This window comes from Bacillus sp. OV166 (assembly GCF_900177675.1).
Lineage (GTDB): Bacteria > Bacillota > Bacilli > Bacillales > Cytobacillaceae > Neobacillus.
Genome location: NZ_FXWM01000001.1, coordinates 5,926,110 through 5,947,115, shown reverse-complemented (window position 1 = coordinate 5,947,115; position 21,006 = coordinate 5,926,110). Strand labels below are relative to the sequence as shown.

Below are 21,006 nucleotides of genomic sequence, written 5' to 3'. Positions count from 1 at the left end.
TTCGTAGTCTTTTAGAAGATACTGCGATAAACAGTGTCTGCAAAGTATTTTAATATAGTGAGGCGATGCATCCGTGCGTCGTCTCTTTGAACTTTACGGTGACGAGTGCGACCTGCTTGTTTGTCGTTGAAAAGGGGATGGAGAATATGTCTACAAAATCAAAGGTTGCGCTGTTTGTGCTCATTTTGATTTGGGGTGCAAGCTGGCCAATTAATAAATTAGCAGTACCCTATTCACCGCCATTGCTTTATGCAGGACTGCGTTCACTTTTAGGCGGAATCTTGTTGACGCTAATTATTTGGAAGACGCGGAAGGCGATCAATTGGAGGGAAAACTGGCAGAAGTACTTTATTGCGGCTTTCTTTAACTCCATCCTTTTTTTCGGGCTTCAAACGTTAGGATTGCTCTATTTACCGGGTGGATTGTTTTCCGTACTTGTCTATTTCCAGCCGATTTTACTTGGCCTTTTCGCTTGGCTGTTCCTTGGAGAATATTTATCGCCAATCCAAATCATGGGGTTATTGCTTGGATTCGTTGGGATCGCAGTCGTTAGTGTCGATGGTTTGACCGTTCATATCTCAGCAATCGGAGTGATACTCGGGTTACTAACAGCGGTAAGTTGGGCGTCAGGTGTTATCTACGTAAAGAAAGTAAGCAAAGAAGTGGATGCATTTTGGATGGTGGCGATTCAATCTGTGATTGGAGGCATTTTCCTCCTAGGTACCGGAACAGTGTTTGAAAGCTGGTCTGCAATCGAATGGAATCGATATTACATAGTAGGGCTCTGCTTTGGTGCGACCATTGGCATCCCATATGCCTACATCCTTTACTACAAGCTTGTTAATGCTGGTGAGGCAAGCAAAGTTGGTTCCTATACGTTTCTCATTCCTATTGTTGCTGTTCTCCTCGGCGTGCTTTTCTTGGGAGAAACGGTGACCTATACACTAATTGTCGGGATGCTATTAGTTGCCACAAGCATTCATTTTGTGAATTTTAAGTATAAACCTATAAACAAAAGGATGAGTAATAAATAAAATCATTGCCTTAATTAAATATTCCTTAATAAGCCCACTTGATTTCGTGGGCTTATTTTAATTAGACTATATTTTCTTTTTCACATAATCATTGCGATACTTAGCAGGTGAAACGTTCATCATCGTAGTAAATACGCGTGTAAAGTAATGCACTGAGCCAAAGCCGGCTACATCAGCTATCTCCTTAATAGGGATGTTTGTCATTTCAAGCAGGCAAGCCGCCTCTTTTACCCTTTCCTTGCGAATATAATTGGAGAAACTTTCACATAGTTCAGTGGAAAAGATCCTTGATAAATGACGACTAGAAATGTGAAGATAGTTGGCGACATCTTCTAGCTTCAATGGTTCTGATAAATTATCACGAATGAAAAGCTTTGCTTGATATAAATGGGTGGGAGAACGATTCGAAAACATTTTTTCTTGATTTCGACTTCTCTGATTTGTTTCGGAAAACATAGTGCTAAAGGACAGGATGAGCGAGTGTGCCATATTAGTAATGAAGTTAAAATCGTTGGCACCGCCGTTTGACGTATAATCTACCAATGCCCTCCATAGTAAGGCCGTTGGGGAATCATCAGCAACACTGGTACAAATTCTATTTGTTTTCGCCAGTAGATTATACATGCTAATGGCATCAACCTTTGATTTTTTATGTAAAATCTCGAAAGCAACAAATACAAGAAAAAGTCCTGTTTCGCTTAAAATTTGGTGATGAATGTTCGGACGGGATAAAAATACTGTACCTTTCTTTAACGGATATTGTACATCTAGGTCTTTATACTGTCCTTCTCCATTTAGTACATAACAAACTTCAAAAAATGAATGCCTATGGACCGGATTGTTAAAATGCTCCGGGTTCACTCCCCAATAATGCACCTTAAAGGAAATTTCTTCTCCAATTGGCCGCATAGCATATTGATTCAACATTCCTTCACTGAGTTTACATGATTGGACGACCAAAAATATCCCTCCGATGTCTTCAAAAGACAAAAAAACAGCCTCTTCTGATAAAGACTGGAATTCATTAATTTCTTAAAATTATAACAATTATACTATTAATCTTAAAGGAGGAAATTATCATGATTACATTAAAGGATGCTGATTTTTACAAAGAAAATGGATACTTGCTTGTTAAAGGGGTTTTTTCTAATGAGGAAGTAGAGCAAATGAAAACGGCGGTTGAACGCATTATTCAACGTGCAGCAAATACTAAACATGATCGAAATCATGCCTGGCAAGGGGAGTACATCCCGCCAAACGAGTTAAAAAAACTTGTTTTAAAAGGGTTTCATGACGTTCATTATCATGACGCATCTTTCTCTAGGGCCGTTATCCATCCCAACATGGTGTCTATATTGCAAAAGCTGATCGGGCCGAATGTGCAATTACATCACTCCAAAATGCTGGTGAAGCCACCTGAAAAGGGAGCAGCTTTTCCAATGCATCAGGATCATCCGTATTTCCCACATGAAAGTCATACCATGCTGGCAGCTAGTGTTCATCTTGATGATGCAGACTTGGAAAACGGATGCCTAAGGGTGATACCAAAATCTCATCAAGAAGGACCACTTTCTCATGTAGGCAGTCATTTCTTAAATCATAAGGAATATCCGATTTCCATAGGGACTCCCTGCCCTGCTGAAGCAGGGGATGTACTGTTTTTTAATTATTTAACGGTACACGGTTCGGATAGTAATCGCAGTAACCGACCGCGCAGAAACGTATTATTCCAGTATCGTGATCCGTTGGATAAACCGACTGCCGATGTTCACGTGAACTGGGGGCAAGGCTTAATGGTCTGTGGAGAAAATTTAACATTCCGTGATTATCATGCTGATTTTGCCTCAAAAGTAGTATTTTGAGTCTCCTACACAAGAAGAGCTTGAATTATAATTGAATGTTTAATTTTTTGAAAAAATATGACTGTAAGCGGAATTTTTGGGGATTCACGGTAAACTTGTCTGATTACCGTGAATCCCCATTATTGTCTTTTATAAAAAGCAAAAACTTTACAGTAAAGTAACTTCAAATCATAAGCCTTTCTTGTAATCGGCGAGAACTTCATCAATTAAGCGGCGGGCGACACCGGCGAACACGGGGTTGCTGCTTTGGTAGTAAGGAAGGGCAGTCAGTCCTACTGACAATGCCCAGCCGCGCCCTCGTGCCCAGGTTGCGTCATCAACTGAATGCGCTGCGTGCAACATTTCCCGGCCTTCGACGGAAAGCAAATTCCACGCGAACATCCAGTCATTTGCAGGATCTCCCACACCAAGGCCCCCGAAGTCAATGACGGCACTGAGTCGCCCTTGTTCGACAAGCAGATTCCCGGCAAGAAGATCTCCATGGATCCAGACGGGCGGTCCGTCCCACACTGGTGTCCGGAGAGCTGCTTCCCACGCTAGGGTTGCTGCTTCGGTATCAATCGTGTTGTGCAGATTTGCCATTGCTTCGCGGACACCTTCGTCTCGCATTGCCAGTGGCAGGCCGCGTCCAAAGTTGTGATGCCCTGGGGGCGGACCGCCTTCGGGATTGATCCGCTGCAGGGCGGTAACGAATTGAGCCAGTTCGGTCGCCGCTTGGTATGGATTGTCAATGTGCCCCATAATCGCATTCTCACCCTTGATCCATCGATACACGGACCAGCGCCATGGATAACCCTCTCCGGGCATTCCAAACGCGAGCGGTGTTGGGATGGTAAGCGGCAGGTGCGGTGCAAGGATCGGCAGCCACCGTTGCTCCTTCTCCACCTGCTGGATGGCCCAATCACCACGGGGTAATCGTACGAACATATCCTCACCGAGTCGATAGATGGCATTTTCCGTCCCGGTGGAATTGAACGGCTCAAGGTGAAGGTTTGCCCATTGCGGAAATTGTCCGGAAATCAACCGTTTCACGAGAGATAGGTTGATTTCTGGTGCACTATTTGAATTGGTCATGAAGGACCTCCTTTTGAAAATGCTATACTATTTTGAAATATCTAAATCAAAATTAGAAGAATTCATAATATCCTTTAATACTTCAGCCGGTTTTTTATCAGTGGTGTCGTGGAGATGTTTCGTATTTGCTGGTGAACTTTCAAGTTGATTTAGCAAAAATAAGGATCGGTCAATTAAAAATTGATCACCCCGTTTATTCAAACGTTCTATTAAAATATTTTCATCAGCTCGCAAAACTACATACTTAATCTTCAGATTCAGATAAGCGAAATGCTTACAGAACCACTCTAATTCATCTTCCACTACTATATCGATAATCACGTTGTAATCATGTTGAATCAATGTTTGCGTTACTGAAAGCATATTTTTCCACATGATTGCTAAATTTTCTTCCCAAGGCGGTGCTGAGTCTTCCTCATACATAGAGAGGAAGTCATCGCCTTTAATAAGGGTACTTTTCTTTACTGTTCTTGCTAGTTCTTTTGCAAGAGTGGATTTACCCACTCCGCAAGGTCCAGAAATAATATAAATGGTTTTCATGTGAATCACTCCGACTGTTTTTTCTGAGCAGTGGACTCTCTTATGATTAATTTGGTAGGTAACAGGATCTCCTGGATCGGTTCATCTTTGTTTTCCATTCTCCAACAAAGCCGTTCGACTGCCTTTTTACCATAATAATATAAATCGATATCCATTGTCGTAATCCCAGGAGTGGCAATTTGTGATAATTGTCCATTGTCAAAACTGCATACAGAGACATCTTCAGGTACCTTGAAGCCTCTTTGCTGTAAAACGGATGTCACTAGAAATCCGTGGCCATCGTTCACGCAAAACCATGCGGAAGGCTGGTCAACAAGGTTATCGATGAATAAATTGATTTCATTTAAATTTTCCTGTGCGTTTGTAAACATGAATACTTCCTTAGGTTGTATCCTATATCTTCTTAAAGCAAGTAAGTATCCTTCTAATCTCTCTTGATAGCTTGGAGAAATATCAACGTCACCGACAAAGGCTATGTCCTGATGTCCAAGTTGAATGAGATGCTCGACAGCCGTAAATGCTCCAAAGCGATTGTTTGTCAGAATCGAATCGGACTGTAAGGAAGGTTCGTGATGATCTATTAAAACCGTAGGGATACCAGTACTAATAATTTTCGCGGTGTAGTCTGTACTAATATGAGATAAGATTATAACTCCATCAATTTCATGATTTGTAAATAAAGAAGGAAGCGTTAAATTATCGATTGAAATGCTATCAATTGGTTCAATAAATAAATTCATCCCACGTGCTCGCAGTTCTTTTTCAATACTTAAGTAAATTTCACCAAAAAAGCTTTTGAGGGAAAAAGCATAATCAGAAGCAATTAGAGCGATGTTTTTTAGTGTCTTTTTTTCAACTTGATTTTGATTCCTACTATTAGAATAGGAATAACCTAGTTCATCCGCAGTATTTTGTACAAGCCTTCGGGTTTCTTCGCTAACTCCCGGCTTTCCAGATAATGCTTGGGAAACGGAGTTTTTCGAGATATTTAACCGATCCGCTATATCCTGCATGGTCACTTTTTTTTCCATTTCTTTGTTCTCCCTTAATGTATATCATAATAATTAATTGTAATTGTTTGTAATTACATTGTAACGTTACAAGTGGAAATTTACAATAGTAGTGTTTATGACAATCATTTTATGTTATTCATTTTCACTTTATAACATGATTAATAGTTGACATTATGAAAATAAGGTGCAATAATTGCATTTGTAAGGTGATTAATAACGTTACTAAATAATTATTTTTTGTTTTGTAATTATATTATTGCATGTTGAGAAATGAGGGGTTTCGGTTAATACCATAATTTTTGACTTGGATTACAAATAGTATACTTTTTTTTGAAAGCTATTGGTAGCGCTGTCAGATGAGGAAATGACGCCATTGGAACCAACGTAATAATTTGTATTGTTTACTAATTGATTAGGGAATTACTACTTTTATAAGAGATTGGATTAGATATTAGTCATTGGAGGAATAGAAGATGAAAATGAAAAAAGTAGCATCAATCTTATTTGCAGCTTCTCTTACTGTTTCTGGTCTTGCTGCCTGCTCTACAGGTAACAAAGAGCAAGAAACAGGAAAAAAAGATGGAGTAACGACGATCGAATTCTGGGCTGCGCCAAACCCAACACAACAAGTGTATTGGAAGGAAGTAGCAGCAGAGTTTACAAAGGAAAATCCTAAAATCAAAGTTAATGTTAGTCCGATGAAGGAAAGCCCAACATCTGAAGCAAGTATTCAATCTGCAATCGCTGGTAAAAGTGCACCGACTATGTCTGAAAATATTAATCGTGGTTTTGCCGCCCAATTATCTGACAGTAAAGCACTTGTTCCATTAGATGAGTTAGATGGCTGGGATGAAGTAAAGAAAAATCGTAATATGGAAAATACGATGAAAAGTTGGGAATTTGCGGACGGCCACCAATACGTATTACCAATTTACTCCAATGCGATGTTATTTGGCTGGAGATTGGACATTTTAAAAGAACTTGGCTATAACGAGCCGCCAAAAACATATAGCGAAATGTTAGATGTGGCGAAGAAATTAAAGCAAAAATATCCAAAGAAATATCTATGGGCAAAAGCAGACCTTGCCGACCCAACAGCTTGGAAAAGATGGTTCGACTTCTTCATGTTGTATGATGCTGCATCAAACGGTAACAAGTTTGTTGAAGGAACGAAATTCACTGCTGATAAAAAAGCTGGCGAACAGGTACTTGGCTTAATGGATGATCTACGTAAAGCAGATGCATTATTAACAAGACAGTCAAAAGATCCGTTTGAAAGTGGTTTAGGAATCTTCGTCGATGTTGGTCCTTGGACTATTCCTTACTGGGCAGAAAAATTCCCGGATATGAAATTCAACGAAACTTATACTTTAGCAGCACCACCTGTACCAGATGGTATGGATACTGCCAATGTTAAAACGTTTGCTGATACAAAAGGTCTAGTTGTTTACGCTTCTGCAACAAAAGAAGAACAAAAAGCAGCGATGGAATTCATTAAGTGGGTATATTCGAACCCTAAAAATGATGCGAAATGGCTTGAAAAGACAAGCTTACCACCTGCTCGTGATGATTTAACATCAAATGATGCGTTTAAAGCGTTCTTTGACAAAAACCCAGCATTACAACCATATGCAGCTGCCGTTCCAAATGGTGTCCCTCCAATGGATAATGCGAAATACAATGATATCCAAACATTAATTGGTCAACATGCTTTTAATCCAGTGGTCAAAGGTGAGAAAGATCCGAAAACTGCCTGGAAGGACATGCAAGAAGCAATTGAGGGGGCTCTTAAATAATGAGCACTAAGCAAGGAAGGATGGGCTGGCTATTTGCCAGTCCTTATCTTATATATGCGGTCGTTTTCTTTCTAATCCCACTGGGGTGGTCACTGTTTTTATCCTTTACCGATTGGAATTTAATTGCACCAACTTTTAGTTTTGTTGGATTGGAAAATTACATGGAGGCCTTTAAGAGCCCGGGTGTCCAAAGTGCATTTTTTGTAAGCTTTAAATTTATGGCTTTATTTGTACCATTAGTTGTTGCATCTTCGATTATCGTGGCCTTAATCGTTCAAGGATTACCTAAATTTAAAGGGCTATTTTTAATTGGTTTTTTCCTGCCTTATTTAGCATCTGGGGTTGTATCATCATTTATCGTTAAAGGGATTTTATCGTACAACAGTCCGGTAAATGAATTCTTGCGAGACTCCCTTGGATTAGATATTAATTGGCTTGGAAGTCCGTTTGCAGCACTCTTTGTGGTTGCAATGATTATCGCTTGGAAATTCACCGGGTACTACGCCCTTATTTTAACGTCAGGTTTTGAGAGCATTAGTAAGGAAGTATACGAAGCGGCGATGATTGATGGGGTAACTCCTTGGCAGCGTTTCTGGAAAATTACTTTCCCGCTCCTTTACCCTGCTTTATTCACCGTATTAATTTTATCAATCGGTGTTACGTTTGGTATTTTCACAGAGGTTTACCAATTAACAGGCGGTGGACCAAATTTTGCAACCAATACATGGCAAATGGAGATTTTTACAAGAGCGTTCTCAAATCTTCAAGCAGGCTATGCTTCAGCGATTGCAATTATCGCTTCGGTAGTAACGTTTGTTTCAATTTTAATCATTCGAAAACTCTTAGAAATGTGGGGGAAACGAAATGGGTGGAGCTAAGAAAAATGGATTATGGTTTCGTTACCTAATTGCCGTTGTTCTCTTACTGATTATGATCTTTCCGTATATTTATATGGTACTAAATTCTTTTGCTGATTGGGACCAAGTAGATAAGAAGCTAATTCCAACAGAGTACAGCTTGAAATCGTATCAATGGCTGCTCGGTGGAGGAGAAGCGGTCATCCCGAGGCCATGGCTTAATGCGTTTATAAACAGTTTTATTGTATCGGGTGCTTCAACCTTTTTAATGATGGTAACTGGGGTAATGGTTGCTTATGCATTAGCGAAAATGCCCTTTAAAGGAAGAGACACAGTTAATAACGTTATTTTATTTCAAATGTTTTTCCCAGCGATTATTTTGTTAATTCCGACGTTCCTTGTGATTCAACGACTCGGAATGTATGACTCTTATTGGGGAATGATTTTGCCGAAAGCGATGAGTTTGTGGGCAGTGTTTATGTATACGAACTTCTTTAAGGCGATTCCAGATACATTTATTGAAGCGGCGAAATTAGATGGTGCGAGTGAATTGCAAATTATGTTTAAAGTCGTACTGCCAATGTCGAAATCGATTACGACTGTTATCTTCTTATTCTTGTTTATGGAAAGATGGACGGAGTTGTTATGGGATATGTTAGTGGCTAAGAGCGATAATATGCTCACGCTGAACGTCCTTTTATCACAAATGTTCGGTCCATACGGCGGCTATCCAGGCCCGATGTACGCAGCATCAGTTCTGTTAACTCTTCCTATTATTATTATCTTCTTACTATTCGCGAAAAAGTTCCAAGAAGGTATGCAGTTTACACTTAAGTAATAGAATTGGAGTTCTTACACAATGGTGAAATGGTGGAAACAATCGACATTTTATGAAATCTACATGCCCAGCTTTAAAGATGGAAATGGTGATGGAATCGGCGACTTTGCTGGAATCACTTCAAAACTCGACTATTTAAAGGAATTAGGGATTGATGGATTGTGGCTCACTCCCTTTTATCCATCACCTAAAGTCGATAATGGCTATGACATTTCTGATTACTATGGAATCGATCCGGATTATGGAACGATGGCGGATTTTGAAACGTTTATACAAGAAGCACATCAACGTGGTATCAAGGTAATTGCAGATTTAGTACTCAATCACACTTCTTCTGATCATCAATGGTTCCAAGAATCAAAGTCATCAAAGGAGCATCCGAAACGTGATTGGTATATTTGGAGAGATATGCCGAATAATTGGGTGTCTTTCTTTGGCGGTCCGGCTTGGGAATACGATGCTGGGACGAATCAATATTATTATCATGCTTTTGCGAAGGAACAGGTCGATCTAAATTGGTCCAATCCTGAAGTGAAACATGCCATGTTTGATGTGATGAAGTTTTGGCTTGAAAAGGGAATCGATGGTTTTCGGCTAGATGTCATCAACTTCTTAAAGGTAAATGATTCGTTTATTGACAATCCATATGATGAGGAACAAATCCATTTATATGATAAGGATCAGGAAGGTATTTTAGCAGTTATTGAGGAAATTGCCGAGTTTGTACATCAGTATCCGGATAAATTTCTCGTTGGTGAGGTTGGTTCCGAGGAACTGGATATTCTTAAGCAATACTCTGGTCTTAACAAATTAGATGTTGTCTTTAATTTTAATATCGGAAGCATGGAAAATTTTGATGTGGATAAGCTCTATCAGCAATTAGTTGGAACTGAGAAAGCTTATGATTCCACTCAAATTCCAACTTTGTTCTTTTCAAGTCATGATATGCCCCGACATATTTCACGATTTGGCGGTGATGAGGACCGGGCCAAACTAATTGCTGCTTTGATGCTTACAGCGAGAGGTGTTCCGTTCATTTATTTCGGCGATGAAATTGGAATGAGAGATTGTATTACAGACGATATATCGAAAATGAAGGATGTTCAAGGGATCATGGGCTATAAACTCGCATTACAAGCAGGTAAGTCAAATGAGGAAGCCCTAGTTGTTGCGAATGAAAAATCACGCGATAAGTCACGTACCCCGATGCAATGGAATTCACAAGCGAATGTTGGCTTTTCAGAGGGTATACCGTGGATTACGGTTCCAGAGGATGCATACAAAGTTACTGTTGAAGACCAGATAAATGATCCGGAATCGATGTTTTCTTTTTATAAAAGTTTGTTGAAACTGCGAAAGGAACATTCATCTCTAAAGTGCGGAGATTATGAATTTTTACGGAATGAAGATGGAATGATCTATTTCGTCAGAACGGATTCATTTGAAAATATATTAATAGTTTTGAATTTCACTAATCAACCAAAAACGCTAGATGTAGCAGCTGATATGAAGTTGTTACTTTCGACAAAACGAACGAGGTTGGATCGTGAAAACGTTATAAGAATTTTAGCGAATGAAGCAATGATCCTAAAGGGGGAAATAGGAAATGGTCTTGTTAAGGAAAGGTAATGCTCAAACTTGTGAACAGCTTTTAGAGGAATATACTTCGAAAACACAACCAACTAATCCTGAAAAAATTGTATTCTCAGGCATTGGTGAAAATGATGTCTATAATATTAGCGCACCGTTTGAAGATGAAGGGGAGCTTGTGATTGCCGGACGAGTGGAGTCACGTGACAGTGAACATTCCAATGTATACTTCTTTGTCGAGAGAAACGGTGAATGGGTTCCAAGAGAAAAGGCACCCGTTCTTGAGTTACAAGATCCTTTCTTTACTCGAATAGCTGGAGAGCTAGTATTGGGGGGCGTTCAAATTTTCCCTCATCCAACCAATGAAGGACAACTTGGCTGGAGAACTGTTTTTTATAAAGGTCAATCGATTGCAAGCTTACAAGAATTTGCAAAAGGTCCAGACGGGATGAAGGACCTTCGATTAGTAGAGCTAAAGGATGGCAGCATAGGGGTATTAACGAGACCTCAGGGTGAAAAAGGCGGAAGAGGAAAAATTGGCTGGACTCGATTTTCTTCATTAGAAGAATTGACGATTGATGTGGTTAACGAAGCACCGTTACTACAAGGGCAGTTCATTGATGAAGAATGGGGCGGAGCGAACGAGCCGCACCTTTTATCAAATGGTCTTGTTGGAGTATTGGGACATGTTGCCTACTTTGATGATGAAGGAAACCGCCATTATTACCCAATGGTGTTTGCGCTTGACCCGGAAACGAGCGTATTCTCCGACATGGAGCTAATCGCAACAAGAAGTCAGTTCCTTCCTGGTCCAACGAAGCGCCCAGACTTAGTGGATGTCGTGTTTAGCGGCGGGTTAGTTCGAAAACAAGATGGTACGGCTGATGTTTATGCTGGAATTAGTGATGCTGAAGCTCAAAAAATTACCATCGTCGATCCGTTTTTACAATACGAGCAATAAATCAGATAAAACTATAGAGGGAGTAAATAATATGAATGTATATAGATATGAAGAGAACCCATTAGTCACTCCAGCAGATGTGAAACCACATCGAGCTGATTTTGAAGTTATTGGTGCATTTAATGCAGGGATTGCCACCTATAACGATGAAATTATTATGCTTCTTCGTGTAGCAGAGCGCCCAATCAGTGAAGACGCTAATATTGTGAAAGCACCTATTTATAATCCAACAACAAACGAACTTGAAATTATAGAGTTCCGTTTAGATGATCCGACTTATGATTTCTCTGATCCACGTGTGATTCGGAAAAGCGGGGATAAACATTCATGGGACTATTTAACATCTATCGCATACTTACGAATTGCAAGAAGCAAAGATGGTGGTCATCATTTCACGATTGATGAGAATCCGTTAGTTTACCCAACTAATGAGTTAGAAACATTTGGGATCGAGGATCCGAGGATTACTAAAATTGAAGATACCTATTACATCTATTTTAGTGCTGTTTCACCTGTAGGTGTGGGAGAATCGATGGTTTCCACAAAGGACTTCGTAACAATTGAACATCATGGAATGATTTTTGCACCGGAAAATAAAGATGTGTTAATTTTCCCTGAAAAAATTAATGGAAAATATTATGCGATCCACCGACCTGTTCCGAAAAGTGTAGGGGAACCAGAAATGTGGATTGCTGAATCAACGAACCTCCTGCATTGGGGTAATCACAAGCATTTACTCGGTTTGCGGGAAGGCATGTGGGATAGCGCACGTATGGGCGGAGGAGCAGTTCCGTTTAAAACGGAAAAAGGCTGGCTGGAGCTTTATCATGGTGCAACTGATGATCACCGCTATTGTATGGGAGCAGTATTACTGGATTTAGAAAATCCAGCGAAGGTCATTGCTCGTTCAAATCAACCGATTCTAGAACCTGAAGCAGATTATGAGGTAGAAGGTTTCTTTGGAAATGTAGTCTTTTCATGTGGAGCTGTCGTTGAAGGTGATGTAGTTAAAATGTTCTACGGCGTTGCTGATACATCAATGGCTTGTGCTGAATTAAGCTTAAAAGAAATCTTAGATTCATTGACCTATCTATAATTTGAAAAAATAAGTGCCAAAATCGCGAGACTGATTTTGGCCTTTTTACTATGTTTTAACCTTATATAAGCTTCGAGTAAAACTGATATATCGTAAGCATTTTTACAATGGCAGGTGACGTAATATGAAAATAAATGATAACTGGAAAATAAAACATTTTGATGTAAGAGCTGCACGTGATCTTGAGGTCGCTGCTCCTGAATATATTGATTACTTCTGGATGACAGCATCAGTACCTGGTGATGTTCATTCAACATTGATTGACCGAAAGTTAATTGAAGATCCTTTTTACGGACACAATGATTTAAAATGTCAGTGGGTGGAGGAAAAGGTGTGGTGGTATCGTAATACTTTTGAGTTCAATGATGAAATTAGTAAAGACCACCGCTATGAGTTGATTTTTGAAGGTTTGGACACATTTGCTACCGTTTATTTAAATGGTGTAGAGCTTGGTTCAACGGAGAATATGTATATCAGTCACAGCTTCGAGGTTGCTCGTGAGCTTAAGCGAGGGAAAAATGTTTTGGCGGTAAAATTTGATCCAGTCCATGTCCACGTGAAAGACAAGGTTCAGTATTATTGGTCAGGATTTAGCAAGAAACGAATCTGGACGAGGAAAGCACAAAGCCATTATGGCTGGGACTGGGGTCCGCGCTTAGTGGCTGCTGGGATTTGGAAGGAAGTTCATTTAGAGAAGAGAACTTTTTCCAAAATAGACTCGATATTTGCTAAAACGAAATCAATTTCTCCTGACAAAGCAATTATTGAGGTCGAAGTGGATATAGCTTCATTTAGAAAAGATAAAGATTGTGTGGTCGATGTTACCCTTTTCGATGGGGCAGAAAGTTACTCAACTAAAGGAAAAGTAGACCGCAAACAAGCAACCGTTGTATTGGAAGTGGAAAATCCAAAGCTTTGGTGGACACATGATATTGGCACGCCTCATCTTTATCAACTAAAGGTTGAACTGCTTGCGGATGGTGTGAAAGTGGATGAAAAACAAGAAGTCTTTGGGATTAGAACCATCGAAGTCCAACGAAAAGACGAAAACGGAAATCATAGCTTTACCTTTGTTTTAAATGGTGAAAAGGTATTTGCGAAAGGCGCCAATTGGATTCCAATCGATAGCTTTATCGGAGCAGTTCCAGATTCCCGTTACAAGCACTTAATCAAGATGTCCAAAGATGCAAATATGAATATGCTTCGCGTCTGGGGCGGCGGCATCTATGAAAAAGATGTTTTTTATGACGAGTGTAATCGGCTTGGCATTTTAGTCTGGCAGGATTTCATGTTTTCCTGTGCGCTGTATCCTGATTACAATAAGAACTTTATGGCGAACGTCAAAGAGGAAATCATTCATGTCGTCAAACGGCTCCGTAATCATCCTTGCTTGGCACTTTGGTGTGGAAACAATGAGAACGATTGGCTCTATGAAGCGTTGTATTCATCAGGTGAAATCACTCATCCTTTTTACGGCGAAAAAATCTATCATGAATTAATGCCGGAATTACTTGAAGAACTCGATCCAACACGTCTATTTTGGCCAAGTTCGCCATTTGGTGGGAATGATCATAATTCAAGAGAACAGGGCGACACGCATAATTGGCAAGTTTGGCACGGGAATATTGAGCCGAGGACGTTTGGTGAGCCACAAACGGTGAATTACAGTGTCGAAGGGCTGTCATTTAAAAATTTTAAAAATGATACCACACTCTTTGCAAGTGAATTTGGCATGCATGCGTCTTCCAATCGCTATACATTAGAACGAAATATCCCGAAGGATCAATTTTACTGGGGAAGCGAAGAAATGGCTTACCGGAATAAAGATATCCATCATCCAAAAGGAATTTTGCTAATGGAAGGATATACAGGAGCTCCCAAGGATTTAGATGAATACATTGCCTATTCGATGTTAACGCAAGCAGAAGGTTTAAAGTTTGGAATCGAACATTACAGGCGCAATAAACCACATACAAGCGGTGCGTTATTTTGGCAGTTAAATGACTGCTGGCCGGGTACAAGCTGGTCAGTAATCGACTATTATTTATTGCCTAAGGCTTCCTATCATTATGCAAGAAAGTTCTATAGTCCGGTTCTGTTAACAATTGATCATGAGCCTGGAAAGGAGCTGAAGGTTTGGGTTGTAAATGACCGGTTAGTAGCTTATCAGGATGAAATAGAACTTGCTATATATCAAATGAATGGCGAAAAGGTTTTCTCAAAAAAATGGACAGTTTCGGTGCCTGCCAATGTTTCGCAGCAAGTGGACGTTGTTTTAGAACAGGATGCACTTAGTGGATTGCAGCCAGAAGAGGCTGCAATCGTGATCCGTTCAAAAAGTAATAAAACCGAGGAAAACTTCTATTATTTCCGCGATCAAAAGGACTTGAGATTTGGAAAGTCGGAACTAACCGTTTCCATTGACCAAGCGAGAAATGAATTGACCATTTCAACCAATCTACTCGCGCGAATGGTAACGATTGAAATGGATATCGAGCAGCTTGTAATCGAGGATAATTTCTTTGATTTACTGCCAAATGAGAGCAGAACGATAAAGGTCGGACAGGCTGAGGGGAAAAGCATTCCTTGGGAGACGTTGAGAGTGAAGGCCATTAATAGTGTGAAAACAGCGGAGGTATTCGAATGAAAGCGGCGGTTTTGAAAGGAACAAAGCAAATAGAGGTAATGGATTGGAACTATCGTTCACCATCACCAAAAGAGGTCATTGTTAAGGTGAAGAGCTGTGGAATTTGCGGAACGGATCAGCATATTTATCATGGTCATCCAGGTTCAGCTGAAGTCCAGCCGCCAATTGTTCTCGGTCATGAATTGGCAGGGGAAGTAGTGGAAGTAGGTGCAGAAGTATCAACCCTCCAAAAAGGGAATCGAGTTTCGATTGATCCGAACATCTATTGCGGTACATGTGAATATTGCCGCAGCAACCGGGCACATTTATGTAACCAACTTCAGGCAGTAGGGGTAACAAGAGATGGTGGTATGGGCGAGTACTGTGTTGTTCCTGATGCTAATTGTTACAAGCTCCCAGACCAGATGACTTTTGAAGAGGCTGCCCTAGTCGAACCTTTAGGCTGTGTTTTACATGGTTTTAGGAAGGTTCAGTTGTCTTCCTTAAGTAAGGTACTCATAATTGGCGGCGGTTTTATAGGACAATTGTTTTTGCAATTGGTGAAACAGCAAAATGTTGATTCTATCATTGTGAGTGAACCTGCGGAGAACAAAAGAGAGCTTCTTTATAAACTGGGTGCTGATGACGTGGTGCATCCAATGAATGCTTCAAAACTAGAAGCAGATGTTGTGATTGAATGTGTGGGCAGAGCGGATAGTATGGAATTGGCGGTTAAATCCGCTGCCAAAGGCGGCCAAGTGTTACTTTTTGGTGTGGCAGCGCCAGAAACTGTTATTTCTGTATCGCCATTTGAAATTTTTTCAAAAGAACTTACCATTAAGGGTTCGTTCGTGAACCCATTTACCCATGAAGAAGCTATTTCACTTATTGCAAAAAAAGTGGTGGATGTCGAGTCGCTGATTTCTCATCGTTTCACTGTGGAAGAGTTGCCAGAAGCAATGGCAAACTTTCCTATTCTTAAAGTATCAAAAGCGATTATTAACCACTAGGTGCAGGAGTTGTCGGCCTTTGAGACCGACTCTCCTGATAAGGAGTACAAAGAATGTTTCAAATTTTTAAGTCTTTTTCTACGGAATTAAAGTTCTATTTACTGATGAATGCCTTATTTTCCTTTGGCGGGGTTTTGTCAGGTGTTTTTCAAAGTGTTTTCTTATGGAAACTGGATAAAACCTTTTCACTGCTAGCTTATTATAGTTTGTATTGGTCGATCGCGATCATCTTTTGTTTTGGACTTTGTGGCTGGCTCGCAAGGAAAACGAGTCCGATGATTACGATGCGTTTAGGATTTGTCTTTTATCTGATTACCTATTTAATTATGCTCATTTTTCATGACACATTAAGTGATCATATCATGTTGTTAGGATTTTCAACTGGATTGGCAATGAGCTTGTATTATGTCGGCATGCATTTGGCCGTATTAGACTTAACAACCAATGATAATCGAGATCAATTTTTATATGTACAAGGAATTCTATTTACCATTGGTGGTGTAATCGGCCCAGTTTTGTCAGGGATCATCATCTCGCAATTAGAAGGGATGCTGGGTTATTATGTCGTTTTTATTGGAACCTGTGTATTCTTTTTTATTTCCTTTTTAACTTCTCTAAAAGTGAAGGGACACCCGATTACAGCAAAAAGTTATTTTTGGGATGTCATCAAGAATCCATCACAGGAATGGAAGAAGATGTATAAGGTAATGTTTGCTGATGGGATTGTATCAGGCGTGTACGGGACCTTTTTGATTACGATGATTACCTTCAAAGTAGCTGGTGGAGAATTAAGTTTAGGAGTTTATAATATGGCTGCTGAGCTTGTTGCCATCGTTACATTCTATCTGCTCGCTAAGTTCTCTAATCCGAAATATCGTCTCGCCATTTATGCGATCGGTTCGGTAAGTATATTTTTGAGTTCTGTTTTGTTATCCGTCCTTCCTGTCCTTATTTCATTGATTATTTTTGGAATCGTCTCGCCATTAGCACAAAATATGATTACCACCTCGATGAGTGCCATGATTTATGAAGCAATTGAGAAGGACCCCGAGTACAAGGAAAAGCGCTTGGACTATATCATTATCCGAGAAATTCCACTCGGTGTTGGAAGAATCATCGGAGTATTTTTGTTTTTAGCGATGAGAAAATACTTTGATTTTGACCTGCTTTTACCTGTCTCGTTTAGTCTTTTTCCGATTATTTATGTCATCATGATTCCATTCCTATATGTTATTTGGAGAAAATCAAAAAAGGGATCTGTGCTTAGTATTAATGAAATGTAGAAATTCTTATTTGGAGGAATTTATGTATGTTGGGTGCAATAGAAGCAGGCGGAACAAAGTTTGTTTGTGCTGTGGGCGATGAAAAGGGTTATATCGTAGACCGTATTCAGATTCCAACCACAGTACCAGCAGAAACGATGCCAAAGGTGATTGAATTTTTCAAGCAATATCCTTTAAAAGCAATTGGTGTGGGTTCGTTCGGTCCAATTGATGTGAATCGGGAAAGTGCTACTTACGGATATATTACATCAACTCCTAAAACACCTTGGAAAGATTATCCTTTTGTGCAAGCATTAAAAGACGCTTTTTCTGTTCCAATTGGATTCAATACCGATGTTAATGCTGCCGCATTGGGCGAGGCAACCTTTGGCGCCGCTAAAGGATTGGACAGCTGCTTGTACATAACAGTTGGTACCGGTATTGGAGCAGGGGCGATTGTGCAAGGGAAGCTTCTTCAAGGACTTTCACACCCTGAAATGGGGCATATTCTTGTGAGACGACATCCAAATGACGAGTTTCAAGGGAAGTGCCCCTATCACCACGATTGCTTAGAAGGTCTAGCGGCTGGTCCTGCCATTGAAGAGCGGTGGGGAGCAAAAGGAGATCAACTTGTTGATCGAATGGAAGTTTGGGACCTAGAAGGCTACTATATTGCCCAAGCCCTGATGCAATATGTATTGATTCTCTCGCCGAAAAAAATCATCCTAGGCGGGGGAGTTATGAATCAAAAACAGGTGTTTACTTCCGTTTATAAGTATTTAAAGGAATTTATTAATGAGTATGTGGCTTTGCCGGATCTTACTGAATATATTGTCGGTCCTGGTTTAGGTGACAATGCGGGTATTACAGGATCGCTCATGCTTGCTCATCAAGCATTTCAAGAGGAAAATTAAAGATACTTTTGGAGGTAATAATAGTGCAACCATTATTTTTAAGACCAGTTTTTAAAGAGCGAATTTGGGGCGGGACCGCCTTACAAACTGAATTTTGGTACGAGATTCCAAATAATCAAACAGGGGAATGCTGGGCAATTTCCGCTCATCCGAATGGACCTTCGATTATTGAGAATGGACCGTATGCTGGAATGTCATTGGACTTGCTATGGGGGAAACATCCCGAGCTTTTTGGAAACCCGAAGGAAGAGGTTTTTCCGCTTTTAACGAAAATATTGGATGCGAACATGGATTTATCCGTTCAGGTCCATCCTGAGGATTCTTATGCGAAGGTTCATGAAAATGGGGATCTTGGTAAAACCGAATGCTGGTATATCCTCGATTGTAAAGAAGGCGCCGACATGATCTTCGGCCATAATGCGAAAACAAAAGAAGAATTCGTCGAGCGAATTAATGATGGGAAATGGAACGAGCTGCTACGCAGAGTCAAAATCAAGCCAGGCGACTTTTTCTACGTTCCAAGCGGAACCATCCATGCTTTATGTGAAGGAACGCTAGTTTTAGAAACGCAGCAAAGCTCGGACACAACCTACCGAGTGTATGATTACGACCGTCGAGATGCGGAAGGGAATTTGCGCGATCTTCATTTAGAAAAGGCGATTGATGTGACAACTGTGCCTCATCAAGATGCTGGGGTTACTCCTAAAGTTGAAGAGCGGGGAAATGTAACCATCACCACGTTTGTGGAGTCTGAGTTTTTCTCCGTTTACAAATGGGATGTTAATGGGCAAGCTGCTTTTTCATTTGATGATCGGTATTTGCTTCTAAGTGTGATCAAGGGTGAGGGGACACTTGTTCACAATGGTGAGACATATACTCTAACAAAAGGAACACATTTCATCATTCCCGTGGGAATACGAGAATTTGAAGTAGACGGGGATTGTGAGTTAATTGTATCTCATCCATAAGTAGTAAATTATGAATTGAAATGGTGAAATGTGAATATTAAAGCGTAAAGGTCTGGGTTTACCTACCGAAATGAGACCCATTTAGAACACCATTTAGGCAACCTTCAATCCAAATTTTTTTGGTGTGAGGTAGCCTATTTTGTCTTGTATTCTGTTTTTTCCTAATTTTGTGTTTGTAATAATGTACAATAGTTGTTATATTTTATATAACAACTATATTACAAGGCGATGATTACGTGAATATTCCCTTATACGAAAAAATATATACGTATATATTAGAAAAGATCCAGGACGGCGACTTAAATAAAGGAAATCGTGTACCATCTGAAAAGGAATTAGCTGAAAAATTTAATGTAAGTCGTATTACGTCAAAGAAAGCTTTAGACATTTTAGCTGAAAAGAAGGTAATTGAACGAATTAGGGGGAAGGGGTCTTTTGTTACGACTGTACCTCCTGTTCCAGATGAACTGAATCATAATTTAAAAGATGTATTTATCCCCACAAGCGAAGAGGACGAAATGCGGTTAGTAGGGCTGGTACTTCCTGATTTTTCTGAATATTTTGGATTGAATTTTGTGAAAACAGTGGAAAAAGTTTGTTCAAAACTAAATATTCACTTATTAATTAAACGAACTTATGGATTAATTGAAGAAGAAGAGAAGACAATCACTTCGATGCTTCAACTTGGAGTGGATGGTTTAATCATGATTCCTGTAAACGGTGAACACTATAACAATGCTCTTTTGAAAATAGTTCTAAATGATTTTCCGTTTGTTTTAGCGGATCGTTTTTTGAAAGGGATACCTGCAAGTTCGGTAAGTACAGACAATACTCTTGCTAGCCAACAACTTACAGATTATTTGATTTCCTTAGGACACGAGAAGATTGCTATTATTTCTCCTCCACCAGAAGGAATCTCTGCGATAGAGGAAAGGATTAACGGGTTTCATATCGCATTTTCACGTCAAGGACTGAAATTAAACCCTGATTATATGCTGACTAATTTAATGAGTAGTCTTCCTTTGAATGTTCATAGCGAACAGTTAAAGCAAATAAAGGAAGAAGATCTTGATAAAATTAAAAGATTCATTTTGCAGCATCCTGAATTAACCGCATTTGTCGTTTGTGAATATGATCTAGTACTACTACTTTCAGTAATTCTAAAGGAATTGGGCAAGAAAATACCAGAGGATTATTCCGTTGTGTGTTTTGATAATCCATATACTAACTTGGAGCCGAAGTTTACTTATATCAAGCAAAATGAGGAAATCATGGCTGAAAAAGCAGTCGATTTATTATTAGCTAAATTAAATGGAGAAAGTGTCCCGCAACATATCTATATTAAATTCGATCTCGTTAAAGGAGCCTCGACTAGTTCAATTCAGTACAAGTAAATAGTAGTACCTATATAAATATAAAGTTAAATGAGCTTGCGTCCTTTTTTCTAAGGCTAGCATGCTTTTTTGATTTGCAAACAGAATTTTTTTGAGTATTCAGTTATTTAATTGACATATGTTATCGAGAAATATAATATATTAAATATATCATTTATTTACCTGATATAT

18 protein-coding genes are annotated in these 21,006 nt (G+C 39.7%); 14 read left to right on the top strand and 4 right to left on the bottom strand.

What is annotated here, in order from left to right:
- Positions 1-137: 137 nt before the first annotated feature.
- Positions 138-1,034 (top strand): DMT family transporter, encoded by an 897-nt coding sequence (locus tag CCK98_RS29205; protein ID WP_088090585.1) that lies wholly within the window; start codon positions 138-140, stop codon positions 1,032-1,034.
- 66 nt (positions 1,035-1,100) lie between these two features.
- Here the strand turns inward: CCK98_RS29205 and CCK98_RS29200 are convergent, their stop codons facing one another.
- Positions 1,101-2,024 (bottom strand): AraC family transcriptional regulator, encoded by a 924-nt coding sequence (locus CCK98_RS29200; protein WP_088089803.1) that lies wholly within the window; start codon positions 2,022-2,024, stop codon positions 1,101-1,103.
- Between the two features lie 89 nt (positions 2,025-2,113).
- Here CCK98_RS29200 and CCK98_RS29195 point away from each other — a divergent pair, with 89 nt between their 5' ends.
- Complete coding sequence (locus CCK98_RS29195; protein ID WP_088089802.1) at positions 2,114-2,896, top strand: phytanoyl-CoA dioxygenase family protein; 783 nt, start codon at positions 2,114-2,116, stop codon at positions 2,894-2,896.
- Positions 2,897-3,064: 168 nt separating this feature from the next.
- On the opposite strand, the gene CCK98_RS29190 is transcribed toward CCK98_RS29195, so the two are convergent.
- The 3 genes from CCK98_RS29190 to CCK98_RS29180 are packed head-to-tail and all read right to left on the bottom strand — an operon-like array spanning position 3,065 to position 5,541.
- Positions 3,065-3,970, bottom strand: coding sequence for an aminoglycoside phosphotransferase family protein (locus CCK98_RS29190; RefSeq protein WP_088089801.1), 906 nt, complete (start codon positions 3,968-3,970; stop codon positions 3,065-3,067).
- A gap of 27 nt (positions 3,971-3,997) precedes the next feature.
- A complete protein-coding gene (locus CCK98_RS29185; protein WP_088089800.1) occupies positions 3,998-4,510 on the bottom strand; it encodes an AAA family ATPase in 513 nt (170 codons plus the stop codon).
- Between the two features lie 5 nt (positions 4,511-4,515).
- On the bottom strand, positions 4,516-5,541 hold the full coding sequence (locus CCK98_RS29180; RefSeq protein WP_088089799.1) for a LacI family DNA-binding transcriptional regulator: 1,026 nt from the start codon (positions 5,539-5,541) through the stop codon (positions 4,516-4,518).
- A gap of 461 nt (positions 5,542-6,002) precedes the next feature.
- Between CCK98_RS29180 and CCK98_RS29175 the strand changes: the two genes are divergently transcribed.
- The 12 genes from CCK98_RS29175 to CCK98_RS29120 all read left to right on the top strand — a co-directional run bounded on the left by CCK98_RS29175 (position 6,003) and on the right by CCK98_RS29120 (position 20,835).
- Positions 6,003-7,319, top strand: a complete 1,317-nt coding sequence (locus CCK98_RS29175) for an extracellular solute-binding protein (RefSeq protein WP_088090584.1) — start codon at positions 6,003-6,005, stop codon at positions 7,317-7,319.
- Entirely contained in the window at positions 7,319-8,197 is an 879-nt protein-coding gene (locus CCK98_RS29170) for a carbohydrate ABC transporter permease (protein ID WP_088089798.1), read from the top strand. The genes CCK98_RS29175 and CCK98_RS29170 overlap by 1 nt, the downstream gene beginning before the upstream one ends.
- The gene (locus CCK98_RS29165) at positions 8,184-9,014 is read left to right on the top strand and encodes a carbohydrate ABC transporter permease (RefSeq protein ID WP_088089797.1); all 831 of its coding nucleotides are present in this window, start codon (positions 8,184-8,186) and stop codon (positions 9,012-9,014) included. Before CCK98_RS29170 ends, CCK98_RS29165 begins: the two co-directional genes overlap by 14 nt.
- Positions 9,015-9,038: 24 nt before the next feature.
- Positions 9,039-10,643 (top strand): alpha-glucosidase, encoded by a 1,605-nt coding sequence (locus CCK98_RS29160; protein ID WP_256942594.1) that lies wholly within the window; start codon positions 9,039-9,041, stop codon positions 10,641-10,643.
- Entirely contained in the window at positions 10,621-11,565 is a 945-nt protein-coding gene (locus tag CCK98_RS29155; protein WP_088089796.1) for a DUF1861 family protein, read from the top strand. The genes CCK98_RS29160 and CCK98_RS29155 overlap by 23 nt, the downstream gene beginning before the upstream one ends.
- Before the next feature lie 31 nt (positions 11,566-11,596).
- Positions 11,597-12,661 (top strand): glycoside hydrolase family 130 protein, encoded by a 1,065-nt coding sequence (locus tag CCK98_RS29150; RefSeq protein ID WP_088089795.1) that lies wholly within the window; start codon positions 11,597-11,599, stop codon positions 12,659-12,661.
- Positions 12,662-12,785: 124 nt separating this feature from the next.
- Positions 12,786-15,308: a glycoside hydrolase family 2 protein gene (locus CCK98_RS29145; protein WP_088089794.1), complete on the top strand. Its 2,523-nt coding sequence runs from the start codon at positions 12,786-12,788 to the stop codon at positions 15,306-15,308.
- The gene (locus CCK98_RS29140) at positions 15,305-16,297 is read left to right on the top strand and encodes a zinc-dependent alcohol dehydrogenase family protein (RefSeq protein WP_088089793.1); all 993 of its coding nucleotides are present in this window, start codon (positions 15,305-15,307) and stop codon (positions 16,295-16,297) included. The genes CCK98_RS29145 and CCK98_RS29140 overlap by 4 nt, the downstream gene beginning before the upstream one ends.
- A gap of 53 nt (positions 16,298-16,350) precedes the next feature.
- Positions 16,351-17,580 carry an MFS transporter gene (locus CCK98_RS29135; protein WP_088089792.1) on the top strand — a complete coding sequence of 410 codons (1,230 nt, stop codon included), beginning with the start codon at positions 16,351-16,353 and terminating at the stop codon, positions 17,578-17,580.
- A 26-nt stretch (positions 17,581-17,606) separates the two neighbouring features.
- Positions 17,607-18,473 carry an ROK family protein gene (locus tag CCK98_RS29130; RefSeq protein WP_088089791.1) on the top strand — a complete coding sequence of 289 codons (867 nt, stop codon included), beginning with the start codon at positions 17,607-17,609 and terminating at the stop codon, positions 18,471-18,473.
- Positions 18,474-18,493: 20 nt separating this feature from the next.
- The gene (gene manA / locus CCK98_RS29125; protein WP_306298998.1) at positions 18,494-19,441 is read left to right on the top strand and encodes a mannose-6-phosphate isomerase, class I; all 948 of its coding nucleotides are present in this window, start codon (positions 18,494-18,496) and stop codon (positions 19,439-19,441) included.
- A gap of 236 nt (positions 19,442-19,677) precedes the next feature.
- Positions 19,678-20,835, top strand: a complete 1,158-nt coding sequence (locus CCK98_RS29120) for a substrate-binding domain-containing protein (RefSeq protein WP_088089790.1) — start codon at positions 19,678-19,680, stop codon at positions 20,833-20,835.
- Positions 20,836-21,006: the final 171 nt, after the last annotated feature.

What these genes read in the sequence shown, in the direction of transcription:
- CCK98_RS29205 (WP_088090585.1), top strand. Translation starts at nt 138, where the DNA reads ATGGAGAATATGTCTACAAAATCAAAGGTTGCGCTGTTTGTGCTCATT.
- CCK98_RS29195 (WP_088089802.1), top strand. Translation starts at nt 2,114, where the DNA reads ATGATTACATTAAAGGATGCTGATTTTTACAAAGAAAATGGATACTTG.
- CCK98_RS29190 (WP_088089801.1), bottom strand. Translation starts at nt 3,970, where the DNA reads ATGACCAATTCAAATAGTGCACCAGAAATCAACCTATCTCTCGTGAAA.
- CCK98_RS29185 (WP_088089800.1), bottom strand. Translation starts at nt 4,510, where the DNA reads ATGAAAACCATTTATATTATTTCTGGACCTTGCGGAGTGGGTAAATCC.
- CCK98_RS29180 (WP_088089799.1), bottom strand. Translation starts at nt 5,541, where the DNA reads ATGGAAAAAAAAGTGACCATGCAGGATATAGCGGATCGGTTAAATATC.
- CCK98_RS29175 (WP_088090584.1), top strand. Translation starts at nt 6,003, where the DNA reads ATGAAAAAAGTAGCATCAATCTTATTTGCAGCTTCTCTTACTGTTTCT.
- CCK98_RS29170 (WP_088089798.1), top strand. Translation starts at nt 7,319, where the DNA reads ATGAGCACTAAGCAAGGAAGGATGGGCTGGCTATTTGCCAGTCCTTAT.
- CCK98_RS29165 (WP_088089797.1), top strand. Translation starts at nt 8,184, where the DNA reads ATGGGTGGAGCTAAGAAAAATGGATTATGGTTTCGTTACCTAATTGCC.
- CCK98_RS29155 (WP_088089796.1), top strand. Translation starts at nt 10,621, where the DNA reads ATGGTCTTGTTAAGGAAAGGTAATGCTCAAACTTGTGAACAGCTTTTA.
- CCK98_RS29150 (WP_088089795.1), top strand. Translation starts at nt 11,597, where the DNA reads ATGAATGTATATAGATATGAAGAGAACCCATTAGTCACTCCAGCAGAT.
- CCK98_RS29145 (WP_088089794.1), top strand. Translation starts at nt 12,786, where the DNA reads ATGAAAATAAATGATAACTGGAAAATAAAACATTTTGATGTAAGAGCT.
- CCK98_RS29140 (WP_088089793.1), top strand. Translation starts at nt 15,305, where the DNA reads ATGAAAGCGGCGGTTTTGAAAGGAACAAAGCAAATAGAGGTAATGGAT.
- CCK98_RS29135 (WP_088089792.1), top strand. Translation starts at nt 16,351, where the DNA reads ATGTTTCAAATTTTTAAGTCTTTTTCTACGGAATTAAAGTTCTATTTA.
- CCK98_RS29130 (WP_088089791.1), top strand. Translation starts at nt 17,607, where the DNA reads ATGTTGGGTGCAATAGAAGCAGGCGGAACAAAGTTTGTTTGTGCTGTG.